Origin of the sequence: uncultured Pluralibacter sp. (genome assembly GCF_913775985.1) — a bacterium.
Taxonomy (GTDB): Bacteria; Pseudomonadota; Gammaproteobacteria; order Enterobacterales; family Enterobacteriaceae; genus Pluralibacter.
The window spans coordinates 1-20,491 of the sequence record NZ_CAJYMB010000067.1; the positions used below are offsets into that span (position 1 = coordinate 1).

Here is a 20,491-nt window from a genome sequence, read left to right on the forward strand (position 1 = left end):
AGCTGAGCTAATCACCCACTTCTCAATTTCTTGCTACACGGATGAGACTACCTAAGTAGTTGGTGGGTGATGACGGGTTCGAACAGCCGACCCCCTCCTTGTAAGGGAGGTGCTCTCCCAGCTGAGCTAATCACCCCCGCTGTGTGGAGTCGCATTATAGGGATACGCGAAAATGAGTCAACGCATTTTCTAAAGATTTTGTTTGTTCGTCGTAAATTTAGGCAATGCGATCGCAAAACGATCCATGACGTTTGATTTCTAAACAAAAACCGCTACGGGCAAGGTTTAACGGGGAACAACATTGAGGAATCAGGTGGGAGTGATAGAATATTGGCCACTCAAATATTCCAGGATTTGCCGGTTGTCGGCATCTTTCTAAACGTAAGGCCATTTCATGAAAATCAAAACACGCTTCGCGCCCAGCCCGACAGGCTATCTGCACGTCGGCGGTGCCCGTACTGCTCTCTACTCCTGGCTTTTTGCTCGCAACCACGACGGTAAGTTCGTGCTGCGCATTGAAGACACCGATCTGGAGCGCTCAACGCCGGAAGCGATCGAAGCAATCATGGATGGGATGAACTGGCTGAATCTGGAGTGGGATGAAGGCCCGTATTATCAGACTAAACGTTTCGATCGCTACAATGCGGTGATTGACGAAATGCTGGAAGCCGGCACCGCCTACCGCTGCTACTGTTCTAAAGAGCGCCTGGAAGCCCTGCGTGAAGAGCAGATGGCGAAAGGTGAAAAGCCGCGCTACGACGGCCGCTGCCGTAACGATCATAGCGAGCACGCCGCTGACGAACCGCACGTAGTGCGCTTTGCTAACCCGCTGGAAGGCACCGTTGTTTTTGACGACCAGATCCGCGGACCTATCGAGTTCAGCAACCAGGAACTCGACGACCTGATTATTCGCCGCACCGACGGTTCACCGACTTACAACTTCTGCGTCGTGGTTGACGACTGGGATATGGGCATCACCCACGTTATTCGCGGTGAAGACCACATCAACAATACCCCGCGCCAGATCAACATCCTGAAAGCCCTTAACGCGCCAGTGCCGGTGTACGCGCACGTATCGATGATCAACGGCGACGACGGTAAAAAGCTCTCCAAGCGCCACGGCGCGGTCAGCGTGATGCAGTATCGCGACGACGGCTACCTGCCGGAAGCGCTGCTTAACTATTTGGTACGCCTGGGCTGGTCCAGCGGCGATCAGGAGATCTTCAGCCGCGAAGAGATGATCAAGCTCTTTTCGCTGGGCGCGGTAAGCAAGTCTGCCAGCGCGTTCAACACCGACAAGCTGCTGTGGCTGAACCATCACTACATTAATACGCTGGCGCCGGAATACGTGGCGACGCACCTGCAGTGGCACATTGAGCAGGAGAACATCGACACGCGCAATGGCCCGCAGCTGGCGGATCTGGTTAAGCTGCTGGGCGAGCGCTGCAAAACTCTCAAAGAGATGGCCGCAAGCTGCCGCTACTTCTATGAAGAGTTCGACGCTTTCGATCCGGACGCGGCGAAAAAACACCTGCGCCCGGTTGCCCGCCAGCCGCTGGAAGTGGTGCGCGATAAGCTGAACGCCATTACCGACTGGACTGCAGAAAACGTACACGGTGCCATTCAGGCGACGGCAGACGAGCTGGAAGTGGGCATGGGTAAAGTCGGCATGCCGCTGCGCGTGGCGGTGACCGGTGCCGGGCAGTCTCCCGCGCTGGACGTAACCGTTCACGCGATCGGCAAGAGCCGCAGCGTGGCGCGCATTGAGAAAGCGCTGGCGTTTATTGCCGAGCGTGAAAGTCAGCAGTAATTTTACGGCGAGTAAAAACGGCGGGCGCTTGCCCGCCGTTTTCATTTATGAGGCACTGTCGTCTGCAATATGCAGCCGGGATAAAAATCCGCTCAGCCCTTCGCGCACCAGCAGCGTTTGCAGGCGCTGCTTCTCGTCGGGCGTCATCATGATTAACGTATCGCTAATTTGCCGCCAGACGCGATCCTGCGGGCGATCGTACTCCTGCTCAGGCTCCGCCGCGCGTAGCGACAGCGAAAGATGCCGCAGCTTGGGCGTAGTGGCCAGAAATTCGCGCACCGCGTCATCAATATGAATTAAGCGGGCTCTGCCGCCCTTCACGCCGGGAATAGCCTCCGTGGTCCAGTTCTGCTCGCGGATCCAGCGGTTAATGGTCTGCCGCGCCATCCCGGTGCAGTTCGCCAGCTCGTGGGTGGTCATTTTACTGTGCAGTATTTTCATACGGATTCTTGCGTGCGTATACCTAAACGTTGAAGTAAACCTGTGAGCCCTTCCCGCAGCAGCAGGCTGGTGAACTGCTTTTGCTCGTCCGGCGACATCTCTTTTGCCAGCGACAGCAGCAGTGCCTCAAAGCTGTCATCCGCTGCGGCGTAATCCGGGGCGGGCGCCTCGCTGATGCGCTGGGCACTGTGGATGAACTCCCGAACCTGTTCATTAATGTGGACCACCCTGGCCTTACCGCCCTGAACGCCCGGACGCGGCGATGTTTTCCATCCTTGCTTCCTGACCCACTTGTTAATGGTTTGCCGGCTGTAGCCGGTCAGGTGGGCAAGTTCCTCGGGGGTCATTCGTTCCTTGAGCATGCTATTTCCTGAGTTCCTGTATGGGAATTAGTGATTTATCTTATAGCATCGTTTTAGGCGAAAACGTGATGCGATTAACTCCTGATTGCGAGAATGCTCGCAGCGTAATCTGGTTGCGTGCTTTTTCAGCGGTTGAACAACAGGGAAGGATTTTGCCGTTGACACCCGGCGAGGGAATTCATATTATGCCGCCCGTCAACACGACACGCTTTACGTACGGGGCTATAGCTCAGCTGGGAGAGCGCCTGCATGGCATGCAGGAGGTCAGCGGTTCGATCCCGCTTAGCTCCACCAAATTTAAACCCTCGCCTCGGCGGGGGTTTTTGCTTTTCTGCGCCTGGAAAACGGACATAAAAAAGCCGGGGACAGGCCCCGGCGCGTTTAGCGTTGTGCGGCGTTACAGCACCAGTGCGGCAATCGACGCAGAGAGGATACTCACCAGCGTCGAGCCGTATACCAGCTTCAGCCCGAAGCGCGACACCACGTTGCCCTGTTCTTCATTCAGGCCCTTAATCGCCCCGGCAATGATGCCGATAGAGGAGAAGTTGGCAAAGGAGACAAGGAAGATAGACAGAATGCCCACCGCGCGCGAGGAGAGGGCGCCCGCCACTTTTTGCAGATCCATCATCGCCACAAACTCGTTAGATACCAGCTTGGTTGCCATAATGCTGCCTGCCTGCAGGGCTTCGCCCGCCGGTACGCCCATTACCCAGGCTACCGGCCAGAAGATATAGCCCAAAATCCCCTGGAAAGAGATGCTGTGGCCGAACCAGCCGGTGACGGTCGCAAACAGCGCGTTGAGCGCGGCAATCAGCGCGATAAAGCCGATCAGCATCGCCGCAACGATAACCGCCACTTTAAAGCCCGCGAGAATGTATTCGCCCAGCATTTCGAAGAAGCTCTGTCCTTCGTGCAGATTGGACATCTGCAGATTCTCTTCGCTGCCATCAATCTGATACGGGTTGATTATCGACAGCACAATAAAGGTGCTGAACATATTGAGCACCAGCGCGGCGACCACGTACTTCGGCTCCAGCATGGTCATGTACGCGCCAACAATGGACATCGAGACGGTGGACATCGCCGTTGCGGCCAGCGTATACATGCGCTGGCGCGACATTTTGCCCAGAATATCTTTATAGGCGATGAAGTTTTCAGACTGGCCGAGGATCAGCGAGCTGACCGCGTTAAAGGATTCCAGTTTTCCCATGCCGTTCACTTTTGACAGCACGGTACCAATCGCGCGGATCACCACCGGCAGAATGCGAATATGCTGCAGGATGCCGATGAGCGCCGAAATAAAGATGATGGGGCACAGCACTTTCAGGAAGAAGAACGCCAGCTTTTGATCGTTCATGTTACCAAAGACGAAATTCGTCCCGTCATTAGCAAATCCGAGAAGTTTCTCAAACATCTCGGAAAACCCTCTTACAAAACCCAGGCCAACATCGGAGTTCAGGAAGAACCAGGCCAGCAAAACCTCAATGACAAGCAGCTGGATAACGTAGCGAATGCGGATTTGCTTGCGGTTGTGGCTGACCAGCAGCGCAAGGATCCCCACCACCGCCAGCGCGAGGATAAAATGTAGGACGCGGTCCATAACAGCTCCAAATATGAGGGAGATTAAATTTCTGTGCACATTCTATGTAACAGCCGAAAAGAAAACGAGATCTGTAGCGCACTATAATCAGATGCTGTGAGCAAACTCAAAAAAGGTGATCTGTCATGCAAATTTGTTATGTTATGTAAAAGTGTTAAACACCGGATTATGGCTTATTCTTATAAGTATCGCTGACTTAAATTTCCCGGTGACCGGCTAATCCCCCCGCTATCGTTCCTGCCTATCAGAGTAATTTTTATCATTTCACTTATTGTTCTTGATAATCATTCGCACTCGGGTAGCATCAAACATAGCAAAGGCTATATCTCAGAGGCAGAAGATGACCAACGGTCGCGTTGAAAGTACCAATTCGAAAGCAGCGCGCAAAATGCGGTTTGCATTAATGGGACCGGCATTCATTGCTGCTATCGGCTATATCGATCCGGGTAACTTTGCCACCAATATCCAGGCCGGTGCCAGCTACGGCTACCAGCTGCTGTGGGTGGTGGTGTGGGCTAACCTGATGGCGATGCTTATTCAACTACTGTCCGCCAAGCTCGGGATCGCCACCGGAAAAAATCTGGCCGAGCACATCCGCGACCGCTATCCGCGCCCGCTGGTGTGGTTTTACTGGGTGCAGGCTGAAATCATCGCGATGGCGACCGATCTGGCTGAGTTTATCGGCGCGGCGATCGGCTTTAAGCTGATCCTTGGCATTTCGCTGCTGCAGGGGGCGGTGCTGACCGGTGTCGCCACCTTCCTGATCCTGATGCTGCAAAGCCGGGGGCAAAAGCCGCTGGAAAAAGTGATTGGCGGCCTGCTGCTGTTCGTCGCCGCGGCCTATATTGTCGAGCTTATCTTTTCGCAGCCCGCGCTGGCGCCGCTGGCAAAAGGCATGATCCTGCCTTCGCTGCCGACCTCAGAAGCGGTATTCCTCGCCGCCGGGGTGCTGGGCGCGACTATCATGCCGCACGTTATCTATCTGCACTCCTCGCTGACCCAGCATGAAGGCGTCGGCACCCGCCAGGAGCGCTACAGCGCCTCTCGCTGGGACGTGGCTATCGCCATGACCATTGCCGGGTTCGTTAACCTGGCGATGATGGCGACGGCGGCAGCGGCGTTTCATTTTAACGGCCACAGCGGGATCGCCGATCTCGATCAGGCCTACCTTACGCTTGAACCGCTCCTGAGCCACGCGGCGGCGACCGTCTTTGGATTGAGCCTCATTGCCGCGGGGCTGTCATCAACGGTGGTAGGCACGCTGGCGGGGCAGGTGGTGATGCAGGGCTTTATCCATTTTCACATCCCGCTCTGGTTCCGCCGCCTGATAACCATGCTGCCGTCGTTTGTGGTGATCCTGATGGGGCTCGATCCCACCCGCATACTGGTAATGAGCCAGGTGCTGCTCAGCTTCGGCATTGCCCTGGCGCTGGTTCCCCTGCTGATTTTCACCAGCAACGGCGCGCTGATGGGCGATCTGGTGAACAGCAAAAACGTAAAAATAGCGGGCTGGATTATCGTCGCGCTGGTGGTGGCCCTGAACGGCTGGCTGCTGGTGGGAACATTGATGGGTCTGTAGAATTGATGGAAGGTGAAATGAGAGCGCCCGGCAGAGCCGGGCGTTTTTGTTTTATCTAAGGTCAGTGATGGTGGCGATCGTGTCCCGGTCCAAAATCCGGGCCCCGTCCGTGATGTGGTCCGGATGGTCTCGGCGGCCCCCGGTGCCAGCGGTCGTCACGGTCGGCGCGATCGCGCCAGCCTTCCCGGTAGCCGCGGTCATAAGCATGATGTCTGTTACGCTCCCTCTCATAGCGGTGCCAGTGCTCATTGCGCCACTCGTAGTGCTTGCGCCAGTAGTCCCGATCCCGCCAGCGCCCGCCGTCCCAGTAGTGACCGATACGGTCGCGATCGCCAATGTTAAGTTTTACAGAAGGCAGCAGCGTTATCTCTTCCGCGCTTGCCGCAAGCGGCGCTGCAGCCAGTAATATCGCACTCAGAATCAGCGCTCTGAACATCTCATTCTCCTCACTTCAGGTCCGCAGACCGTATGGCGGAATATTACGAGATGTAAAAAGTAAGCCACATTAGTGCAATTCCTAATTCAGCGGCGTTCGCATTTTTTGCCACTTCCGCCCGCGGCGCGGGCAGCGGGCAGAAAGTGTACACCCAGCTTTCCAACAGGATTTTTTTATACTTCTGGAAAGTCTGCGTGCTTCTCTGATACTCAGGAGAACTAAGCAAATAAAGGATAATAACCATGCAAACTCGCTATACCATCGCAGATTATCTGGTAGAACGGCTGGGAGAGTGCGGCATTGACCACCTGTTCGGCGTTCCGGGCGATTATAACCTGCAGTTTCTCGACCACGTTATCGACAGCCCGCGGGTGCGCTGGGTGGGCTGTGCCAACGAGCTTAACGCCGCCTATGCCGCAGACGGCTATGCCCGCATTCACGGGGCGGGGGCTCTGCTGACCACCTTCGGCGTCGGCGAACTGAGCGCCCTTAACGGCGTGGCCGGCAGCTACGCGGAATATGTGCCGGTGCTGCATATCGTCGGCGCGCCAGTCACCGCCAGCCAGCAGCGCGGGGATCTGGTGCACCATACCCTCGGCGATGGCGACTTCAGCCACTTTTACGACATGAGCCGCCACGTCAGTGTCGCCCGCGCCCGCCTGACCGCCAGCAGCGCCTGCCGGGATATCGACAGCGTGCTGCGGGAGATGCTTCTTGAGAAGCGCCCCGGCTATCTGCTGCTGCCGGCGGATGTGGCTAACGCGCCAGCGACGCCGCCCGGCACGCCGCTTCTGCCCGTTGACCGCGCTGCGGATGAGCAGGCGCTGGCCGCCTTTACCCGGGCCGCCCGCGAGCTGCTCTCCCCGGCCCGAAGCGTATCGATGCTGGCAGATTTCCTCGCTTTGCGCTGGGGACTTCAGCCGCAGCTGCAGCGCTGGGTGACCACCCAGAAAATCCCCCACGCCACCATGCTGATGGGAAAAGGGCTGTTCAACGAGCAGCTGCCCGGCTTTGTGGGCACCTACAGCGGTGAGGCCAGCGACGAGATAACCCGGCGCGCTATTGAAGAGGCGGACGTGACGCTGTGCATCGGCACCCGCTTTGCCGACACCCTGACCGCCGGATTCAGCCAGCGCATTGCGGCGCAGTCCAGTATTGAACTCCAGCCGTTCGCCGCCCGCGTAGGCAAGCGCTGGTTCAGCGGTATCACACTGGCGCAGGCTGCCGCAGCCCTGGAGGGCATTACCAGCACGCAGCCCCTTAATCAGGATATACCTACACGCCCCGATGCGCCCGAGCGCGCCCCTGACGCCGGCAGCCTGACCCAGCGCAGCTTCTGGCAAAGCGTGCAGGCCGCCCTGCGCCCGGGGGATATCGTACTGGCCGATCAGGGCACCGCTGCCTTTGGTGCCGCCTCCCTGCGGCTACCGGAAAACGCCGGGCTCATCGTGCAGCCGCTGTGGGGCTCCATCGGCTACACGCTGCCCGCCGCCTTCGGCGCGCAAACCGCGGCGCCGGAAAGGCGAACGCTGCTGATTATCGGCGACGGTGCGGCGCAGCTGACTATTCAGGAGCTGGGCTCAATGCTGCGGGACGGCCTGCGTCCGGTGATTCTGTTGCTCAATAATGACGGCTATACCGTGGAGAGAGCCATTCACGGCCCGACGCAGCGCTATAATGATATCTCCGCCTGGAACTGGACCCGGCTGCCCGAGGCGCTGAGCCTTGACTGCCAGGCGCAAAGCCTGCGGGTTTCCGGGGTGGAGGAGCTGCAGGATGCGCTGGCGGCGGTTGCCTCTCCCCGGCAGCTTGCGCTTATCGAAGTCATGCTGCCCAAAGACGACATTCCGCCGCTGCTGCGCGCAGTTACCCGGGCGCTGGAGGCTCGCAACAGTGAAGAGTAGGGCAGGCGAGCAGGCGCTGAAACGCTACAGTAAGGTGTGATCTGGATCGCAAAACACCGCTCGCGGCGCGCTGACCGTTGTTGTTAACGCGCCTTAAACTTACAGTGTGCTGGGCATTTATTCTGACCTAATGGAGCCGTGACAGAATGACAACATTTGCATTAACCGGGGATATCGGCGGCACTAACGCCAGGCTGGCGCTGGTAGATGTCGCCACTGGCGAGATCTCGCGCGAGAAAACCTACTCTGGCCTCGACTATCCGAGCCTGGAGGCGGTGGTCAGAGTCTATCTTGATGAAATAAAAGAAGAGATTAAAAACGGCTGTATCGCTATTGCCTGTCCAATAACCGGCGACTGGGTAGCGATGACCAACCATACCTGGGCCTTCTCCATCAAAGAGATGAAGGAGAACCTCGGCTTCGAGCATCTGGAAATTATCAACGATTTCACGGCGGTTTCGATGGCCATCCCGATGCTGAAGAAAGAGGATCTGATTCAGTTTGGCGGTGGGGAGCCGGTAAAAGATAAGCCGATTGCGGTCTACGGCGCGGGCACCGGCCTCGGCGTGGCGCATCTGGTTCACGTGGATAAGCGCTGGGTGAGCCTGCCGGGCGAGGGCGGTCACGTTGACTTCGCGCCGAACAGCGAAGAAGAGGACATGATCCTCGAGCAGCTGCGCGCCGAAATGGGGCACGTCTCTGCCGAGCGCATTCTTTCCGGTTCCGGGCTGGTTAACCTCTATCACGCCATCGTGAAATCGGACGGGCGGCTGCCGGAGAACCTGCAGCCGAAAGACGTTACCGAGCGCGCGCTGAAAGACAGCTGTATCGACTGCCGCCGCGCGCTGTCTCTTTTCTGTGTGATCATGGGGCGCTTTGGCGGCAACCTGGCCCTGACGCTTGGCACCTTCGGCGGGGTCTACATTGCCGGCGGCGTGGTGCCGCGCTTCCTCGATTTCTTCAAGGCTTCCGGTTTTCGCGGCGGTTTTGAAGATAAGGGGCGCTTTAAAGCCTACGTCGAGGACATCCCGGTTTACCTGATCGTTCACGATAACCCGGGCCTGCTCGGCGCCGGCGCGCACCTGCGCCAGATGCTGGGAGAGATACTCTGAGAAAAGGCGCCGCGGCGCCTTTTTTTACAGGTGCATCAGCGCGCGAAACTCTTTCACCTTGCTGCGGCTGACCGGCACCTGAAAATCGAGATCTTTTAGCCGCAGGATATAGGTGTTGTTAAACCACGGCTCGATTTCTCGAATTTTATCCAGGTTGACGCAGTAGGAGCGGTGGCAGCGAAAAAAGTGCGCCGCCGGCAGCTTGCTGCAAAACTCGGTGATGTTCATCGGCATCACCCAGGATTCTCGTTTGGTATAGACGAACGTCATCTTTTCATGGGCCTCCGCGTAATAGATATCGTGGATGCTGGTGACGAAAATCTTCTCGTCGCGCACCAGATTAATCGTATCGTTTTCCCGGGGCAGGCCGCCGGGGGCGCTGACCGGCGCGGAGTGCTGCTGCTGCCAGGCATTTTGCAGCTTCTCCAGCATATTGATGATGCGCGTCTCCTGATAAGGCTTCAGGATGTAGTCGAAGGCTTCCAGTTCGAACGCTTCTACCGCATGCTCTTTCCACGCGGTGATAAACACGATGAACGGCCGGTGGGCAAACTTGCTGATGTTCTGCGCCAGCAGCACGCCATCCAGGGACGGAATGTTGATATCGAGGAAGATAGCGTCAACCTCGTTGTGCTGCAGGTATTTCAGCACGTCCAGCCCGTCGTCAAAGGTGCCGACAATCTCCATCTGGCTGTGCTCTTTAATCAGCCAGCTCAGCTCCTGCTGCGCCAGCACCTCATCTTCAACAATGATCACTTTCATAGTAGCTCCCTGGATAACAGCGTCGACGGCGGAGCCACCGGCGTGCGCCGGTTGGGGACGTAAAACGCTATCTCGGTGCCGGGTTCAAGGCGGCGAATGTGCAGCCCTTCGCCGTACAGCAGCTTAACCCGGTGGTGAACATTGAGCAGGCCAATTTTATTCCCCGGCATCTCGTTCGCTTCCACCCGGGCGATCACCGCCGGATCGATGCCGTTGCCGGTATCGCGCACGCTAATGCGTACCCGACTGCCGCTCTCGGTCACGCTGATGGTCACCACGCCTTTGCCCTTGCAGGGCTGAATACCGTGGACGATCGCATTCTCCACCAGCGGCTGGATCAGCAGGCTGGGGATCACGCAGTTCACCTCTTCATCAATATCGTAGATAACCGTGAGCTTGTCGCCAAAGCGCGCCTGCTCAATGGCGATATAGTCCTTAACCTGGTAAAGCTCCTTGCGGATGTCGATCTGCTCGTCGTCTTTCAGCTCGATGTTGTAGCGCAGGTAGCGCGAGAGGTTAAAAATCAGCTGCCGGGCGGTGTCCGGATTAAGGCGAATCGAGGACGAAATGGCGTTCAGCGCGTTAAACAGAAAATGGGGATTGATTTTACTCTGCAGCGCCCGAAGCTCTGCCTTATTTGCCATCTCCCGCAGCTGCTCGGCGCGGGAAACCTCGAGCTGGGTGGAGATAATTTGCGACAGGCCAACCGCCATCTCTTGCAGCCCGGAGGTTATCTGGTGCGCGTGGCAGTAGTAGATTTTGAGCGTGCCGGTGGCGATGCCTTTCTCCCACAGCGGGATCACCAGCATCGAGTGTATTTCCGGAGTTCGGTAAGCCTCATCATTGTTTTTAATGATAATTTTACCGCTTTCGATGGCTTCGCGGGTGGTTGGACTGACCATATCGTCGCTGTTCTGGTAGTTGTGCTCGCCCACGCCCACATAGGCCAGCACGTGTGCCGTATTGGTGATCGCCACCGCGTCGGCCACAATATCCCGGCGAATAATATCGCACACCTGGCGCAGGGAATCGGCATTGACGTGGCGGAACAGCGGCAGGGTTTTATTGGCGATATCCAGCGCGATGCGCGCCTGGCGCCCGGCGATATCCTCTTTCTCTTTCTCCACGCTCTGCACCAGCAGCACGATAAAGCCGATGCAGACGCTGCCGAGGATCATCGGCACGCCGATTTTGGAGACGATATCCACGCCCAGCGCGGTAGTTGGCGCCAGGACAATCACCAGCGTCATGGTCATGGTTTCACACAGCATGCCGCCGAGAATGCCTATTTTCCAGCGCTGATCTTTAGGCACGTTGCGGTGAATTAACCCGGCGATAACCCCCGCAAGAATGCTGGTGATAAAGCAGGGCACTGCCGTAACGCCGCCGATATCAATCAGATAGCGATGGGTGCCGGCAATCACGCCGGTGATTATTCCCACCCAGGGCCCGAATAAAATCCCGCCGGACATCACGGCGATAATACGCACGTTGACCAGTGAACCTTCCACCGGCACGCCCGACCAGGTACTGAACAGAGCGAAGAGCGAAAAAATGGCGGTGACCGCCAGCAGCTCTTTGGGCGTATGGGCCTGCTTGTGCAGCAGCTCGCGGAACAGGCGGATGCGGATCAGAAAGAACAGGCAGATGAGCATCAGGGCGGCGCGGTCGAAGACCGCCAGCAGCATGGTAAAAATTTCGTGCATCGAGTGGCCGTGAGTGTTGCGGGAAACCGCTATGATAGAAAACCCTGACCGGATGTGCCAGCGGCGCGCCGGAAACCCGTAATCCGGAACAACCCTATTTTCTAAAGGGGATCGTCGTCATTTTATTGAAAATATGAAAGATTAGCCGCAGCAGCGCAGCATAATGTAATGAGATTGCAGATTTTGTGTTTCCTGAAGCGGCGTAAAAAATTCTAAATAAGGCACCATTAATTTCTGGAAATAAACTTTAGATCCCCATTTTTGCCCGCAAAAATAATTTCCCGCGGCTCTCGACATTGCCCGGGGTTAGAGCGTATTACTTAAGGGTGCCGCAGCAGCAGCAGCGGCAGCGTCGCTCGGACGGTCCGGGCGCTAACGTTAATTTGAGGAATTTATGGCTGAGTTCACTCCAGAACGCCGCTTTACGCGTATCGATCGTCTCCCGCCCTACGTATTTAATATCACCGCCGAACTGAAAATGGCCGCCCGCCGCCGCGGGGAAGATATTATCGACTTCAGCATGGGCAACCCCGACGGCGCCACGCCGCCGCACATCGTAGAAAAACTCTGCACCGTCGCCCAGCGGCCGGACACTCACGGCTACTCCACCTCCCGCGGTATTCCGCGCCTGCGCCGGGCTATCGCCCGCTGGTATCAGGATCGTTATCAGGTGGACATCGATCCTGAAACCGAAGCGATTGTGACCATCGGTTCGAAAGAGGGGCTGGCGCATCTGATGCTGGCGACGCTGGATCACGGCGATACTGTGCTGGTGCCGAACCCCAGCTACCCCATTCACATTTACGGCGCGGTGATCGCCGGCGCGCAGGTGCGCTCGGTGCCGCTGGTGGAGGGCGTGGACTTCTTTAACGAGCTGGAGCGCGCCATTCGCGAAAGCTATCCCAAGCCGAAAATGATGATCCTGGGCTTCCCGTCAAACCCCACCGCCCAGTGCGTCGAGCTCGACTTTTTTGAAAAAGTGGTGGCGCTGGCGAAACGTTATGATGTGCTGGTGGTTCACGATCTGGCTTATGCGGATATCGTCTACGACGGCTGGAAAGCGCCGTCCATCATGCAGGTGCCCGGCGCCCGCGACGTGGCGGTAGAGTTCTTTACGCTGTCAAAAAGCTACAACATGGCCGGCTGGCGGATCGGCTTTATGGTGGGCAACCCGGTGCTGGTTAACGCCCTGGCGCGCATCAAGAGTTATCACGATTACGGCACCTTTACGCCGCTGCAGGTGGCGGCCATTGCCGCGCTGGAAGGCGACCAGCAGTGCGTGCGCGATATCGCCGAACAGTACCGCCGCCGCCGCGATGTACTGGTGAAGGGCCTGCACGAAGCCGGCTGGATGGTGGAGATGCCGAAAGCGTCCATGTACGTGTGGGCTAAAATTCCCGAGCAGTACGCGGCAATGGGCTCGCTGGAGTTTGCTAAAAAGATGCTTGAGGAGGCGAAAGTCTGCGTGTCGCCAGGCATTGGCTTTGGCGACTACGGCGACACCCACGTGCGCTTCGCGCTGATTGAAAACCGCGACCGCATTCGCCAGGCTATTCGCGGGATTAAAGCCATGTTCCGCGCCGACGGCCTGCTGCCGGCGGGCCACCGCCCGGCGGCGGAAAGCCCGGACGAGTAGAATCAGCCCTAAAAAAAACAGGAGCCGACCGGCTCCTGTTTTTTTATGCAATGCTCAAAACTAGATCATCAGGGCGAATGTGCCTGCCCAGACGATGACCATAAAAGAGATGCCCATCAGAAAATATCTCACGCTACATCACTCCCTATTTCTTGTTTGATCACCCGAATACTGACCGGGTATCAGGGATCGACCTCGCCAGATTTACCGGCGACATCGATTCAAAACTGTGCGTTACTTCACACCAGATGGCGCTAATGTACGCTTAAAAAAATGGCGTAGCAAGAGGGATTAATTTGTTATTTTTTAATAAGTTATAACTGTCGTGATTCGGCGACATAATGATTTCAGACGGTAATAAATTTGATTGCAGCGACGCCCGGAGAAAGCAGGTAGTACCGTATTGAAATTATAGGGTTTTTACGATGATTGAGCCGCCGGGCCGCGTAGGCCGCCCGGCGGCGAAAGGATTAGCTGGCGTCCAGCACGCCTCTGGCGGCGGGCAAATAGCGTAGCGAAAAGTAAAGGCTCTCTTTGCCGCAGGAAGCTCCCTGCTTCAGACGGGCATTCAGCTCCGGCTCAGGCAGCGGCGCGGCGCGAAAGGCGCTGCCGGGCAGCGTCCGGAAGATTTCATACACCACGCCGCTTGCGGGAGCCGACCCGCCGCAGCCCGCGCTCGCGGTCAGGTAGCGCTGGCGCTCTTCCGGCGTTAGCTTATCCACGCCGCGGCCGTCCTGCACCCAAACCTTGATCCCCGCGCCCGCAACGTCCGCCACAAGCTGGCGATAGCCGTCCGGCGTCATATTGCCGGCGAAAAAGCTGCTGATGTAAACCGGCGCCGGGCTGACGCCCGCCAGCTGCCTGCGGGTGCTGGTGAGCCAGTCGACCAGCTGCTCCCGCGCCGCGCCGCTTCGCCAGTTGAGATCGTCAATTTCGGCGCTGATGTACCAGCCGTCGGCGCGGCCCTGCCAGGCCTTCGCCCGGATAATATCGGCGACACGCAGGCGCGCCAGATAGTGCGTCCGCGCCGCGCCGGACTGCGCCTGCCGCTGGAAGAATTCGGGATCCGCATGCAGGCCGACAATCACCTTCAGGCCCGCGGCGCGTGCGTCTTCGGCTCTCTGCTGCAGCGCCGCGCGCTGTGCATCGTCGGTGAACGCGTCGCCGTAGGCGGTCCACTGCAGTACCAGAGTATCAAAGCCCGAGTGGCGCAGATCGATCATCAGAGCCTGCCAGCGGGCGGCGGTCACGCTGCTGTCCCGCAGCTGCGGCTGCCAGAACACCGCCTTCATCGCGCTGGCAAACGGGCTGGCCAGCGCCAGCAGCAGTAACAAGTGACGAAATTTGAACATTACCAGTGGACTCCCAGAGTCAGGAAAAGGTTATTTTTCTTGCCGGCATCCTGATTGATGGCCTTAAAGGTGCGCTGATATTCCAGCCCGACGCTGAGCTTGTGCGGCCACGCATCGTACTGTGTCTGGCCGGTCCAGATATTCCAGCGCACGCCGACGCCGCCAAGCTGGTTGCCTTCGGTATGACGATCGCGGTTGCCGTTAAGCTGCACGTGAGCATAGGGCTCAACAGTTTGCGCGTTCGCCACTTTCTGATGCCAGCTGGCGCGATAGTCCGCCGTCCAGGCCTGGGTATCGTCGCGCAGATACTGGGCCGCATCGAGATAGAGGTTCTGGGCGAACCAGCCGTTGCCGTTAGGGTGCCAGTCGTCGCTGTATTTGCCGTTATTGAGGAACGACGCGCTGGCCCGCAGCATGGTGTTGCGCCGGCCGTGGTGGTGATCCAGCGGGATCTCCTGCTCGATGGCGAGGAAGAAGGTGTAGTCGTACAGTGGCTTCCAGCGCAGTCCCGGTCCCAGGATCGGATTTTTCACCGGCATCGCTACGCTGCTGCCGCCGGTATCGGCGAATACGCGGCTGTAGACCGAGAGAATATCGCCGTTAACCAGGACGTTGCGGCCCAGCCGGTATTCGGCTTCCATCTGGCCAAAGCTGCGATAGCTCTGTCCCGGCGAGCTGCCGCCGGGCTGGGCGGTGGACGAACTGGTACGCCCGGAGCTGAGTCCTATCGAGGTATTCAGATTAAAGCTCCAGCGCCGGCCCATATCTTCGTGCAGGCGCCCCACGTCAAAATGCTCTTGCTTCTGTGCCGGCGTGAGCGGGGCGACGCTGGCGTCCGCGTCCAGCTCGTCAATCACGTTTTCCGCGTACTGCTGAGTGTGCGGAATATTGCCGAGCCGCTCGTTAACGTACATCAGCTGGCGAATAATCTGCGGATCGTCCGGGGCTTTGTGCAGCGCCTTCTCCAGTGCGCTGCGGGAAGCCACGTACTCTTTATTGCTCCACAGCGCGTAGCCCAGCGCCGCTTCGGTATCACCGTTGTCGGGATCGATAAGCAGCGCCTGGCGCAGGTCGGCAATGGCTTTCGCCGTGTGTCCCTGAGTGCGGTACAGCGCCGCGCGGGTTGAGAGCGCGCGCGGCGTCGGTTCGATAGCAATTGCGCGATTAAGATCGGCTATTGCGCGGTTGGGTTGCTCGGGCAGATAGCGCTGGGCGTGCAGCCACCACCAGGCTTCGCTGTTATTTAGCCCCCGGCGTTTGGCATCATCGGTCCAGCGGTCGCGTGCGGCGGCGTCCCCGGCGGCCTGGGCCGTGTTTGCTGCCGCCATAAGATCTTCATTGCTCATCTCGTTTGAGGGCAGCGCTTTCCACGCCCGCAGGGCCGCGGAATAGTCCTCAACCGCATAGGCGCGGTAGGCTACCGCCCGCTGCTGCCAGACGCCGGGCTGGCGCTGGGCCGCCTGCTGCTGGGCGTACAGCGCCATGCCGGGCAGGTCGGCGCTGTAGCATTCGGCCAGCGTGCTCCAAGCCGCGGCACCGTACCGGGCAGAGAGATCCCCCAGCAGGCGGCGGGTGTGTCCGCAGCTATTTTCGCCGCCCGGCAGCTGGCTTTGCGCTTCACGCAGGGCGGGGCTTGCCAGCGGCGAGTCGAGGCGCGCCAGCTGCGCCCGGGATGCCAGCTGCGGATACTGCTTAAGCAGGCCCGCAAGGCGAATAATCAGCGCCTGCTGCTGCGCCGGCGCGCCGGTAAACGGATAGCGGCCGAGCAGCAGGGATGCCGCTTCCTGGCCGCGTCCGTTCTGCATCAGCTGCCAGCTGAGGGTATCCAGCCGTGCCATATCCTGCGGCGCGCGCTGGTACAGCTGGCGGGCGAAGCGCAGCGTCTGCTGGCGATCGCCGGTGGCAGCGCTCAGGGCGTAGCGCTCCGCCAGCAGTTCGTTGTCCGGCAGGGCGTTAAGCAGACGCCGGGCGCGATCATAGTCTCCGGCGCGCATGGCGGCAGGCAGCGCGGCGCCCGCGGCGTAGCGGCGGTTTTCCGCAAAGCGCGGCGCGTAGGCCGCCAGCGCCGCCGGTGCATTCTGGCTGTAGCGCGAAATCAGGTACAGCCAGCTCTGCTCCTGCTCGCGGGTATCAAAGCGCGGCCGGTGTCCGGCCAGATAGCGCTGCAGCTCGGCGGTTTGATTGCGCGACGCCAGCGATCCGGCATACTCCAGCTGGCGCCGGGCAGAGGTAAAGGTGCCGGCGGACTGCAGGGCAATAACGCGCGCGTCAAGATGGCCGGCCAGCAGCACGTCGAACCACTGCTGGCGCTCGGCGGCGCTGAGGGCGCGCCGCTGCTGCCGCTGGCTGAAAAGTGCGTCTGCCGTGGTCCACTCTTTAAGGTAGATGGCGCGCTGCAGGATGCCGTTCTCCAGCGCTTTCCCCTGCGCGGTGCGGGCAAAGTCCGCATCGGCGAGCTGGGCGCGGGCGATATCCAGCCGGTTAAATTTCAGCGCGTACTGACCCGTTTCGCTGCGGCAGCGCGCGTTCGGCGCGGCGTCGCATTTTTTTTGCAGCGCCAGCAGGGCTTCAACGGTGGTGACCGGGGTAGAAAGCGTCGGGATGGCATCCAGCTGCTGCTGCAAACGCGGATCGTTCGGATTCCGCTTGAGCTGTCCAGCCAGCACCTCCCGGGCCTGGTTGTTATGGCCGAAGTGGCGGTAGGCTTCCGCGAGGAAAAGGGCGAGCGGCACGTTATCCGGCGCCTGCTCGTGGGCGTGGCGAAACTCTGCCAGCGCGGTCTTTTCATCATTGCTCTTCTGCGCCCGCATCGCCCTTTCCAGATGCGGATAGATAACGAAATGGCGATAGTCGCTCAGGCCCAGCCCTTTGGCGCTGGTGTCGAGGGTGGTTTGCGCCAGCGCGCCGCTGCTGAGAAGTGAAACTACCAGCAGGCTCAGCGCCCGGGGCGCCGTGCGAAACGTTGCGTTACGGTTCATTGCTGCTCCTGTTCTTTTTGCAGCGCGGCGATCTGACTTTCGCTAAGACCCGCCTGGACTAAAAGGTCGGTCATCGAGGTTTGCAGCTCCTGCTGGCGCTGCAGCACCGTATCGAGGGTTTGCTGAGAAACCACGCCTTCGCTCACCAGGAATTTCCCCAGCGGCAGATCGCTGCGCTCGTGGCGCAGCAGCAGGGCGCTCATCGCCGAATGGTTAATGTGGCCAAGGGTGGTCAGCACTTCCGCAAACAGCAGCTGGCCGGGGACAAACTGCTGCCAGATAGCCTCAGCGCGCTGCGCGTCGAGCCAGCCTTTGTCCACCGCCGACTGCAGGAGGGCGCGTTCGTCCACGCTGCGCAGGCGCGCATACCAGTGCCGCAGGCCAGTAACCACCTGACCGCGGGGCACGATAACGTAGCTGACCCGGCAATTCATCTTGCGCTCCAGCGCCGCCAGCGACACCGGATCGATCCCGTCCTCGCTGGCCACGGTGAGCGTATTACCCTCCATCGACAGCGGCAGCACCGCGTAGCGCAGCGCAACGGTGGCAGGCATCTTTTCAATCAGCGCGCTATCGATTGTCCAGGCATCCACGGAGGCGGACTGCACGCCGTTTTGCTCGGCAAGTGCGTCGGCCAGCTGCCGGGCGTTAATCATGCCGAGGCTCAGCAGCGAGCCGCCAAGCCGCAGGCCGATGACGCGGTGGGTCAGGCCGTATTCCAGCTGTTGCTGGGTAATTGCGCCGCGCTCCACCAGAATCTGGCCCAGCGGGCGCAGGGCGCGGTTTTCGCCGGTGACGCTGGGGAAATCGTGCGTGGTCTTGTCCCACGCTACGCGGCGCGGATCGCCGTGCTGAATTACCTGGCGCAGCGCGCGCCAGTTGGCCATAAAGTTAATCAGGTTGCCCCAGAACAGGCGCAGCACCGACAGTAGCCCCTGGGGCAGGCCGTAATAGATCGTCACGAAAATCACGCGCTGCAGGATGCGGTTGACCATCAGGGCAAAGTTGCACCACAGCAGCGTCACCAGCCACGGGCCACCGGTGAAAATGGAGAGGAACTGCCACGCGTCGGGCCACAGGCGCTGGTAGATCAGCAGCAGCACCAGCTGGATCATGATGATCATCGCCGCGAAGCTCAGAAAGTTGCTGATAGCCCCTTTGCGATCGCGCCACAGGAAGTAGTTGAGGATCGGGTTTTTAGTCCAGCGGTGGGTCTTAAAGCCCTGAAAGACGATGCCGATAATCCAGCGCGACTTCTGCCGCATCGCGGTGGTAAAGGTGTCCGGAAAGTATTCCCTGACGCAAATGATCGACGAGCTGCGGGTGCTCTGTAAGAAGCGGCGCCGTTTGCTGGCGGCTTTTTCGTCCACCACCGGGAAGCGCACGAAGATCTCGGTCATGCCTTTGGCCTTCAGGCGAAAGCCGATGTCGTAATCTTCGGTGAGACTCTGCACGTCGAAGGCAATGCCGTCGCCGTCCGCCAGCAGAGCCATTACCGCCCGGCGGCTGAAGCAGGTGCCGACCCCGGCGCTGGGCACCTGGCCGGCCAGGGCTTCGCGCACCGGCACGTCTTTGCCATGCAGCTCGGCAAATTCATCAATGTAGGACATGCTGGTGAAGTGCGACCACTCCCGCTCAAACGGATAAACCGGGATCTGAATCAGGTCTTTACGATCCACCAGATAGTTGAACAGCCGCAGCTCCATCGGTGAAATCACATCTTCTGAGTCGTGCAGGATAAATCCGGCGAAGGAGAAGTTGGCGCTGCGCTCAAACTGGGTAATGGCGTCAAGAATGTTGTTCAGGCAGTCCGCTTTGCTGGTAGGGCCCGGGCGGGCGCAGACCACCTTGTGTACGTTGGGAAAGCGTGCGCACACTTCATCGACATCGCGCTGGGTATCCGGATCGTTAGGATAGGTGCCGACGAAGATATGATAATTTTCATAATCAATGGTCATTGCCGCCAGTTCGGCCATGTTGCCGATAACGCCGGTTTCGTTCCAGGCCGGGACCATAATCGCCAGCGGCTTTTCATCAGGCTCGTACAGTGCCTGATAATCTGTATGCTGATGGCGGCGGTAAACGGTCACCGCGCGAAAAATGCGGCGGCACCAGTAGACGATATCGATGAAGAGATCATCAATGCCGCTAATAAGCATCATGATAGCCAGCGCGATTGCAACCACCTTCAGACCATAAAGGTAGGTTGAAAACACATCTACAAACCAGTTCATTAATTCACCAGGAGGTTGACGTAATCTTACGCTAATAGATTACAATAATTAAGATTATCTGTGGTTTATCTGCGCAATATATTTGTTAATATTCTTAATAGTTGCGTTTAATTAGTATTTAAATCTGATTTATATCTATTGTGATAGTTTTTTATGCTAACCTATTGTTGCAATGTTTTTATCACCTATTGGACCCATCTCAAAATAATCGGGTCAGCTTAATAATAATAGCAAAGTTCAGGACGTCTAATATTTAGCGTCAATGTGTGATATATGTTTAATGTAATGACGCTAATGTTTAGCGTTTGTGATTAAAAAGTATGGAGCTGCGCTAAGAATCATACCTCACGATTAAAGGCGGTGCTGCGGCCGCAGGCGTGTATCGCCAGCAGCGGCGAGCGATGCGCTTAAAGAATCGGCAAATTTTGTGACCTTCATCGCTGGGATTCGTTCAGCAGCATGAAAAAAGGCCTCTGCAAGGCGTTGTTTTTGTGTATCTGCACATAGTGTATTTAATTTGCGCGCCATAAAATGGCTAACGTCGAACAAAACAATAATGCCCTGACGCTTTAAAGATAA

16 protein-coding genes and 2 tRNA genes are annotated in these 20,491 nt (G+C 58.3%); 6 read left to right on the forward strand and 12 right to left on the reverse strand.

The window, feature by feature from the left end:
• Positions 1–60: 60 nt before the first annotated feature.
• Positions 61–136, reverse strand: a tRNA-Val gene (locus QZ766_RS07370).
• A gap of 258 nt (positions 137–394) precedes the next feature.
• Between QZ766_RS07370 and gltX the strand changes: the two genes are divergently transcribed.
• A complete protein-coding gene (gltX, locus tag QZ766_RS07375) occupies positions 395–1,810 on the forward strand; it encodes a glutamate--tRNA ligase (RefSeq protein WP_297199546.1) in 1,416 nt (471 codons plus the stop codon).
• A 45-nt stretch (positions 1,811–1,855) separates the two neighbouring features.
• Here gltX and QZ766_RS07380 read toward each other — a convergent pair whose 3' ends face one another.
• Both QZ766_RS07380 and QZ766_RS07385 read right to left on the reverse strand, forming a co-directional pair.
• Complete coding sequence (locus QZ766_RS07380) at positions 1,856–2,251, reverse strand: YfeC-like transcriptional regulator (protein ID WP_297199549.1); 396 nt, start codon at positions 2,249–2,251, stop codon at positions 1,856–1,858.
• The gene (locus QZ766_RS07385; RefSeq protein ID WP_297199552.1) at positions 2,248–2,613 is read right to left on the reverse strand and encodes a YfeC-like transcriptional regulator; all 366 of its coding nucleotides are present in this window, start codon (positions 2,611–2,613) and stop codon (positions 2,248–2,250) included. The genes QZ766_RS07380 and QZ766_RS07385 overlap by 4 nt, the downstream gene beginning before the upstream one ends.
• 218 nt (positions 2,614–2,831) lie before the next feature.
• Between QZ766_RS07385 and QZ766_RS07390 the strand changes: the two genes are divergently transcribed.
• Positions 2,832–2,907 (forward strand) — tRNA-Ala (locus QZ766_RS07390).
• 103 nt (positions 2,908–3,010) lie between these two features.
• Here the strand turns inward: QZ766_RS07390 and QZ766_RS07395 are convergent.
• Positions 3,011–4,213: a NupC/NupG family nucleoside CNT transporter gene (locus QZ766_RS07395; protein ID WP_297199555.1), complete on the reverse strand. Its 1,203-nt coding sequence runs from the start codon at positions 4,211–4,213 to the stop codon at positions 3,011–3,013.
• Between the two features lie 322 nt (positions 4,214–4,535).
• Between QZ766_RS07395 and QZ766_RS07400 the strand changes: the two genes are divergently transcribed.
• The gene (locus QZ766_RS07400) at positions 4,536–5,792 is read left to right on the forward strand and encodes an Nramp family divalent metal transporter (RefSeq protein WP_297199595.1); all 1,257 of its coding nucleotides are present in this window, start codon (positions 4,536–4,538) and stop codon (positions 5,790–5,792) included.
• Between the two features lie 61 nt (positions 5,793–5,853).
• Here QZ766_RS07400 and QZ766_RS07405 read toward each other — a convergent pair whose 3' ends face one another.
• A complete protein-coding gene (locus tag QZ766_RS07405; RefSeq protein WP_297199558.1) occupies positions 5,854–6,228 on the reverse strand; it encodes a DUF2502 domain-containing protein in 375 nt (124 codons plus the stop codon).
• Between the two features lie 242 nt (positions 6,229–6,470).
• On the opposite strand from QZ766_RS07405, the gene QZ766_RS07410 reads away from it, so the two are divergent.
• The gene (locus QZ766_RS07410) at positions 6,471–8,132 is read left to right on the forward strand and encodes a thiamine pyrophosphate-binding protein (protein ID WP_297199560.1); all 1,662 of its coding nucleotides are present in this window, start codon (positions 6,471–6,473) and stop codon (positions 8,130–8,132) included.
• 146 nt (positions 8,133–8,278) lie between these two features.
• On the forward strand, positions 8,279–9,244 hold the full coding sequence (gene glk, locus QZ766_RS07415) for a glucokinase (protein WP_297199563.1): 966 nt from the start codon (positions 8,279–8,281) through the stop codon (positions 9,242–9,244).
• Between the two features lie 24 nt (positions 9,245–9,268).
• Here glk and QZ766_RS07420 read toward each other — a convergent pair whose 3' ends face one another.
• Together QZ766_RS07420 and QZ766_RS07425 are read right to left on the reverse strand one after the other, a co-directional pair.
• Positions 9,269–10,006, reverse strand: a complete 738-nt coding sequence (locus tag QZ766_RS07420) for a LytTR family DNA-binding domain-containing protein (RefSeq protein ID WP_297199566.1) — start codon at positions 10,004–10,006, stop codon at positions 9,269–9,271.
• The gene (locus QZ766_RS07425; RefSeq protein ID WP_297199569.1) at positions 10,003–11,712 is read right to left on the reverse strand and encodes a sensor histidine kinase; all 1,710 of its coding nucleotides are present in this window, start codon (positions 11,710–11,712) and stop codon (positions 10,003–10,005) included. The genes QZ766_RS07420 and QZ766_RS07425 overlap by 4 nt, the downstream gene beginning before the upstream one ends.
• Before the next feature lie 394 nt (positions 11,713–12,106).
• Here QZ766_RS07425 and alaC point away from each other — a divergent pair, with 394 nt between their 5' ends.
• A complete protein-coding gene (gene alaC, locus QZ766_RS07430) occupies positions 12,107–13,348 on the forward strand; it encodes an alanine transaminase (protein WP_297199572.1) in 1,242 nt (413 codons plus the stop codon).
• A 60-nt stretch (positions 13,349–13,408) separates the two neighbouring features.
• On the opposite strand, the gene ypdK is transcribed toward alaC, so the two are convergent.
• From ypdK to QZ766_RS07455, 5 genes are all read right to left on the reverse strand, one after another.
• Complete coding sequence (gene ypdK / locus QZ766_RS07435; RefSeq protein WP_297199598.1) at positions 13,409–13,480, reverse strand: membrane protein YpdK; 72 nt, start codon at positions 13,478–13,480, stop codon at positions 13,409–13,411.
• Between the two features lie 338 nt (positions 13,481–13,818).
• Positions 13,819–14,700 carry a DUF4434 family protein gene (locus tag QZ766_RS07440; protein ID WP_297199575.1) on the reverse strand — a complete coding sequence of 294 codons (882 nt, stop codon included), beginning with the start codon at positions 14,698–14,700 and terminating at the stop codon, positions 13,819–13,821.
• Positions 14,700–17,678 (reverse strand): tetratricopeptide repeat protein, encoded by a 2,979-nt coding sequence (locus tag QZ766_RS07445; protein ID WP_297199577.1) that lies wholly within the window; start codon positions 17,676–17,678, stop codon positions 14,700–14,702. Before QZ766_RS07445 ends, QZ766_RS07440 begins: the two co-directional genes overlap by 1 nt.
• Positions 17,675–19,912, reverse strand: a complete 2,238-nt coding sequence (gene nrfB, locus QZ766_RS07450; RefSeq protein WP_297199580.1) for a cyclic di-3',5'-guanylate-activated glycosyltransferase NrfB — start codon at positions 19,910–19,912, stop codon at positions 17,675–17,677. Before nrfB ends, QZ766_RS07445 begins: the two co-directional genes overlap by 4 nt.
• Before the next feature lie 351 nt (positions 19,913–20,263).
• Positions 20,264–20,461: a hypothetical protein gene (locus QZ766_RS07455; RefSeq protein WP_297199583.1), complete on the reverse strand. Its 198-nt coding sequence runs from the start codon at positions 20,459–20,461 to the stop codon at positions 20,264–20,266.
• Between the last annotated feature and the right edge of the window lie 30 nt (positions 20,462–20,491).